General features: G+C 61.0%; 6 protein-coding genes. All 6 read right to left on the minus strand.

The window, feature by feature from the left end:
• A partial coding sequence (locus tag MFF42_RS24065) for a hypothetical protein (RefSeq protein WP_238258365.1) occupies nucleotides 1-275 on the minus strand: 275 nt, incomplete at its 3' end.
• Nucleotides 276-908: 633 nt separating this feature from the next.
• On the minus strand, nucleotides 909-1,334 hold the full coding sequence (locus MFF42_RS24070; RefSeq protein WP_238258366.1) for a hypothetical protein: 426 nt from the start codon (nucleotides 1,332-1,334) through the stop codon (nucleotides 909-911).
• A gap of 13 nt (nucleotides 1,335-1,347) precedes the next feature.
• Nucleotides 1,348-1,755, minus strand: coding sequence for a hypothetical protein (locus MFF42_RS24075; protein ID WP_238258368.1), 408 nt, complete (start codon nucleotides 1,753-1,755; stop codon nucleotides 1,348-1,350).
• Nucleotides 1,756-1,889: 134 nt separating this feature from the next.
• Nucleotides 1,890-2,303: a hypothetical protein gene (locus MFF42_RS24080; RefSeq protein WP_238258369.1), complete on the minus strand. Its 414-nt coding sequence runs from the start codon at nucleotides 2,301-2,303 to the stop codon at nucleotides 1,890-1,892.
• Nucleotides 2,304-4,701: 2,398 nt separating this feature from the next.
• Complete coding sequence (locus MFF42_RS24085; protein ID WP_238258370.1) at nucleotides 4,702-4,905, minus strand: hypothetical protein; 204 nt, start codon at nucleotides 4,903-4,905, stop codon at nucleotides 4,702-4,704.
• The gene (locus MFF42_RS24090) at nucleotides 4,896-5,537 is read right to left on the minus strand and encodes a hypothetical protein (RefSeq protein WP_238258372.1); all 642 of its coding nucleotides are present in this window, start codon (nucleotides 5,535-5,537) and stop codon (nucleotides 4,896-4,898) included. Before MFF42_RS24090 ends, MFF42_RS24085 begins: the two co-directional genes overlap by 10 nt.
• Between the last annotated feature and the right edge of the window lie 315 nt (nucleotides 5,538-5,852).

A 5,852-nucleotide genomic window follows, 5' to 3' on the forward strand; every position in this document is an offset into this window, starting at 1 on the left:
GCCGTCATCATTGCGGCGGCTTCACCGCGATCGAATGCAGGCTCCGCCCATCGTTCGCTGCGAGGGCCCCGCTCCATCGCAGAAACACGTTGGTGGTAGAGATCACCGCCCGAGAGTGCCGGGGCCGGTCGCCTCCGATCTCGGGATTCGCGCAAGAGGGCACCGAGCGCGAGATTTGGACCAATCAGGCAGCCCGAGCCCGCCGATCCGGTGCAGCCTGCGACCGGAGCGAACGCGGTGATCTCGCCGAAGTTCAATGAGATCACCGCCTTCAACCGTGCCGCCCGGCCCTGCCACGCCGCGCGAGATTATCACCGTGGAGGTGCTGTTGATCCCGCAATGTGCCCGAGAACTTCACGACCGGCGGCTGCCGATCTGACGCGGACATTCGAAGCGTCCGCGCGCCGTGTTACCGTTGACCATGGACGCACTCGTGGGTGTAGCGACCTGCTCAGTCCTGCGCGCGCAAGGATCACGCGCTGCTGCACAATCATGGGCGCACCCAGCGCCAGAGCAGCACGCCCGCTCCAGCCAGAACGCCCGTCAGAGCGGCGCGGAGTCCCATGAGATCATCTAGGCTCCAACCCACCGGCGCGATGACTCCTGGGACCAACAGGTAGGCGATCACATATGCCCCCACGGCCAGCAGTCCGCAGTGCCGGGATTTGAGGGGGCGTGGTCCGCGATCCGATGTCCAGGCCATTCGCTTTCTCTCCGGCTGATCTTCGATAAGGGTCAACATCAGAAGCCAGCATCAGGGTGCGGCCGATCGTGACCGGGGCGGCGGCTGGGACGACCTAGGTAGGCGGAGTTCGAGCGAGAGCTTGAGAGGTTCGCCAAGTGCACGCGAGCGGCCCACACGAGCCCGGCACTACTACTCCGGTGAAACTGTTTCGTACGAAACAGCCTCACTCGCCGTCGCCTCGGACGACAAAAGCGAAGGCGAAGCCCGCGATCAGACCCGCTACAGCCCCGAGATTCGTTGCTGAAGTGTAGGCTTGACCGGATGCGATCACCGCACCAACCGTCGCTCCGATACACGGCAAGATGGTGGATCGAAACCACGGTCGATCTCGCGTCAGAACGGCTACGATCGGAAAAAGAACGAACGACATGCCGATTACCGGCCACGCGACGTTTCCGATGCCGCGAAAAGTCTCTCCCGCCAGGAGTATTACCCCGAGCGCTGCGTAGCTGTCCCAACCATCAACGGCGGACGCGACGACGAGAAGGGTGCTGACTGCGACAACGACAAAGGGAACGCTCGCCGCTGAGGCCAAGCCTGCCAGCACAAGGGACAAAACGCGCGACGAACTCCACGGCTCTCCCACCATCGCTGTGGTTCGATCAGATGGCGGGCGAGAACGACGTAGGGGCGCACGCGAAACCATCGGTCTGCGACGGGATGAAGCCCATGTTCATGTCGTTGACCATCACCGACCCGTTCGCCTGCACCCGTTGATAGACGGTTCCGCTGACGCTTGAGACGTGCGTGCCGCTCTGTGCCCTGAGTATGCAGGCGAAGGTCACGTCTTTGACCGGATAGTTGTTCCGGTTCGAGACGACGAAGCTCAGTTCGAGGACGGTTCCGAAGCCGGCCCGGTTGCCCCGCAGGCTACCGATCGAAATCTTCGAGATTCCGTCATCCGGTCGCGCCGTTGCCTGTGTCGGCTCGCGATTCGGGATGCTGACCAACCACGTCAGCAGGCCGCCGACGATTGCCGTTCCAACGAGGGTGTTCCGTAGCTTTTCCATCGCGCCGTGCCTCTCATTCGCCGGAGAGTTGCACGCCGCATCTTAAGCGATGGTCACGGCGCACGGTTTAGGTTGCGCTCTTCGAGACCGTTGAATCTTGATGATCCCTTTCACCGTTGACTGGGATTGATCGCCTACTTCAACTTCTTCGCCACTCGGCACGCCGTCATCATTGCGGCGACTTCACCGGGATCGGAAGCGGGCTCTGCCCACCGTTCGCTACGACGATCCCGCTCCATCGCAGCAACAGTCTCGCCCACGCCGATCGTTTGGTAGCGCAGCCGATCGCAGTCAGCGCGTCGAGTGGCGTAGGTGATTGTTCTGCCGAACGGGCCGCGGAGATTGGCCCACAGTTTCGTCACAAAACGCACGTTGGGACCGTCTTCTGCGATCACGTCAAGCATGTAGTAGGTGATCCGTGTGCCTTCCTCCCGGAAGACGAACGGCCGAAAGCCCTTAGGAGAGATATACTCCGGCGGTTTCTCTCCACAGGCGGCCACGATCACCACTACCGCGGCGGCGAATAACTGGCGTGCCCGAGGGGGCATGGCAACGGCCTCCGATGATGCCTAGTGATACACTCCAGAGGTTGCGCGGCCGTTGCGCCGATCGCTCGTTTTCCAGGCGTCAGATTCCGGCTTGCCCGTATCAGGCTGCTGGACCCCGCGACGCTTCTTTTCTTCCACGATCGCAGCATCGACCGTTTCGAGGATGAACTGCCCGCCCAGGTCCCACGGCGAACGCTATTCGTGGATGGAACGGCCCGCGCTGTCGCCGCTCATGTTCGCGGTTTGTCAGGCGGCAGCGGACGATCTGGTGGAGGTCGTCGGCAGGAATCCTGAGCGCTGTCGCCACGCCCTCAATGCGTCGCAGTGCCGGAGCGAGAGCATGTTCGCCCCCCTATGGCGACGGCCTTAGAAACGCAGACCGTGGCGATACTCAAGGAGGCGTTCCGTGACATCCTCGAACGCGAATGGTCGTGGGAATTATTCGATGAGGCGTGGGGGCTCCGGTGCCGGGTCAGCCGCGTTAGGCTCTACATGCACCCCGCTCGTCGGCCTGCGGTCCGCCGACATTGCGAGTGATCTCGCTGACGTTCGATAAGATCACCGATTTTGTCGGCACGGTTTGGCTCTGTCGCGCCGTGCAGCATCATCACCAACGCACGAACTGGTGATCGAGATCACCGCCAGAGAGTGCCGGGACGTGTCGCGTCCAACTCAGAAATCTTGCGACCGGTCACCGAGCGTAAGGCTCGGGCCAACCCGGCTGCACCCGCCCGTTGACCGGGTGCAGCCTGCGACCGGTGCTATGGAGGTGAATTCGAAGACCGATGAGTTCACTACCTTCCACCGCGCCGCCCGGCCCCGACGCGCCGGGCGGCATCATCCCAGCGGAAGCGCTGCTGATGCCCTTTCGGCCCGAGAATGTCATGCTGGCGGCTCTCGATCCGATGCGGGCAATCGCAGGGTGGTGGTCGAGATCACCGCCCGAGAGTGCCGGGACGTACCGCGTCCGATCTCGGGAATCTCACGAGTGAACACCGAGTGCGAGATTCGAACCGTTCAGGCCGCGCGAGCCCACTGGCCCGGTACAGCCTGCGACCGGAGCCAAGGTGGTGAACTCGCTGAAGTTCGATGAGATCACCGCCTTCAACCGTGCCGTCCGGTCCTGACACGCCGGATCAGGCCACCACCATGCAGGCGTCGGTGATCCGGCTCTTTGCCCGAAAAGGCCACGCTGGGTGGTCGGCATCCGGCATTCTATGCCCTCTGCCACAATGATGCTGCGAGCAGGGATGTTTTGGCAAATAAACCAGAGAAATCTAAGAGCTAGTATTTGAACCAATCGCGATCCCTTGGCTTCTGAAAACACAAACCACAGGAGCACATCATGCGGCATGTCCTTGCGATTACCTTAGCTCTGCCGTTACTTTTCGCTGGCGCTGATGCGGTGCGAGCACAACAACCGTCGAAGCCCTCGTCAAATGAAGTCCAGCCCGGTACGTCAGGCGAAAAGCAGAAGGGTGAGCAGTTGAAAGCGGGAGAGATGGGGGGCGGGTCCGGCAATACCGGCCAACCAGGGGCTTCGCCCGCGGCCAGCGGGAACGCGACACAGGATTCGCGGACGACGAAGACGCGTGACCGCTGACTGACACGTGTCCCTTATGCGGCGTCGTTGCGTTCCAGGCGGAACGAGCCGCGGCCTCATCCCGGTGGAGACGGTCTCATCGTGTTCACATTGAGATCGTCTACACCATCGCACCACGGGCACGGTCCGGCTCTGTCGCGTCGCGCAGCATAATCGCGAGGGCACGCACTGGTGATCGAGATCACCGCCAAAGAGTGCCGGGGCGTATCGCGTCCGTCTCAGGAATCTTGCGACCGGTCACCGAGCGCAAGGCTCGAATCATCCCGGCTGCCCGCGCCCATTGACCGGGTGCAACTTGCGACCGACGCGAAGGTGGTGAACTCGAAGACCGATAAGATCAACACCTTCGTCCGCGCCGTCCGGCCCCGACGCGCCGGGCGGGATCATTATCGTGCAAGCGCTGGCCATCTACCTGCTGAGCACCAACGTGGCTTCCTATGTAGCGCGGCTGAGCGTGGCCGACGCATTCGAGGGAACGACAAGGTAGGCGAACGAATCGAGCCCACTCACGCTGCGGCTCCCGTGTGCGGAACCTTGCCGTTCAGCGCGCCGTAGAGCGTCAGCAGTGTGGCCTTCGCCGCGTCCGCATCTTGGCCTGTCGAAAGCGCTTCTTGCCACCTGTAGGTCTCCGAGCGTGGCGATGGACTGTTCCTTCGTCGGCGGTGATCCCGTATGTGGCCGTGCATCGTTGCGGGATGATCTGCACGAGGTTCGCAGAGACGATCCGCGCGCGGCCGTTTCAAGCGATTCGATACCGCGGCGAAGGAGAGGGCGTTCATTGCCCCTCGTTCGGGCTTAGCTCTCCTGCCGTGCCTGGTCCTGAACCGTCAGCAGCACCTTCTCCGCGGCACGCTTCCGCGCTTCCTGTTCCAAGCTCTTTGTGTCCAAGCGCTCTCGAAGCAGAAAATCTACCTGACGCTGGAGTGCATCCTTCTCCGCGGTGAGCCGGGCGATCTCAGCGGCCAGAATGTGGGCTTCCTCGACCGAAATCACTCCCACGGTGATCCTCCGATCGATCCGGTGTCTCGCCTCTTCGCGCGAGAATCTGCCTCTGCACGCTGGGCGATCTCCGCCTTCATCGCCGCGTACATTCCATTCGGATCGTAGAAGCCGAAGAACTTTCGCCTTGCGCCGCCGCGCCTCCACGCGCGATCGAATAGAAAACTCGACGTGCTGACGTGCTCGCCATCGATAAACGCTTCGAACTGGAGGCCGCCGTCCTGCTGTTTGACCACTGTGACGAACTGCCCATCGTAGTAGAGGTTCTCTCGCGCGGAGCCGATGTGCCCCATCTTGGCAAACTCGATGCCTTCCATCGCTGCGGCCATGGTCACCGCCTGATGCGCCAAATCGTACTGCTCGTACTGCTGATCTGAAATTGTGCCCGAGGCGCGCTGATCGTTCACCCAGGCCATAAAACGTTTCGGATCGATCAGTTGCACGACTCGTGACCAGTACGGTCGCAACAAATCCAACCGTCCGTCGCAATACGCTTCAATCTTGATGGAGTGCTGCGACCGACCGCGGCCCGGCTTCGGACCGTTGTCGAACAGTTGTATCTGCATCGCCATGATGTTATCTTTCGCCGGGCATCGCTTTAGCGGCTCGCGGCGCGTTTTCTTATCCGACATGTTGTTTCTCCAATTTGATCGGCGGACTCGAAATCTTTATTCTACCGGCATTTCTCGTTTTACTCTGCTAATTTCAGTCAGGTCAATTTCATTCTCATTGTATTCTAAATATATTTATGTGAATACAACGTTGTATATACAATGAGAATGGAGTTCTTGTTTCGCTTCGCTCAACATGAACCCAATGAGAACTTCGCGTCTTCGACGCTCAGTTCTCGACGGATACAAGCCGAAGACAACGAAGAGGTTGAGATAGGGGCGGCGAACGAAGCGAAGGGCGGAGAGATACAGGCTTCATCACGGCGTGGCGGCTTC

It is taken from the genome of Methylorubrum podarium (assembly GCF_022179745.1).
GTDB classification, from domain to species: Bacteria; Pseudomonadota; Alphaproteobacteria; order Rhizobiales; family Beijerinckiaceae; genus Methylobacterium; species Methylobacterium podarium.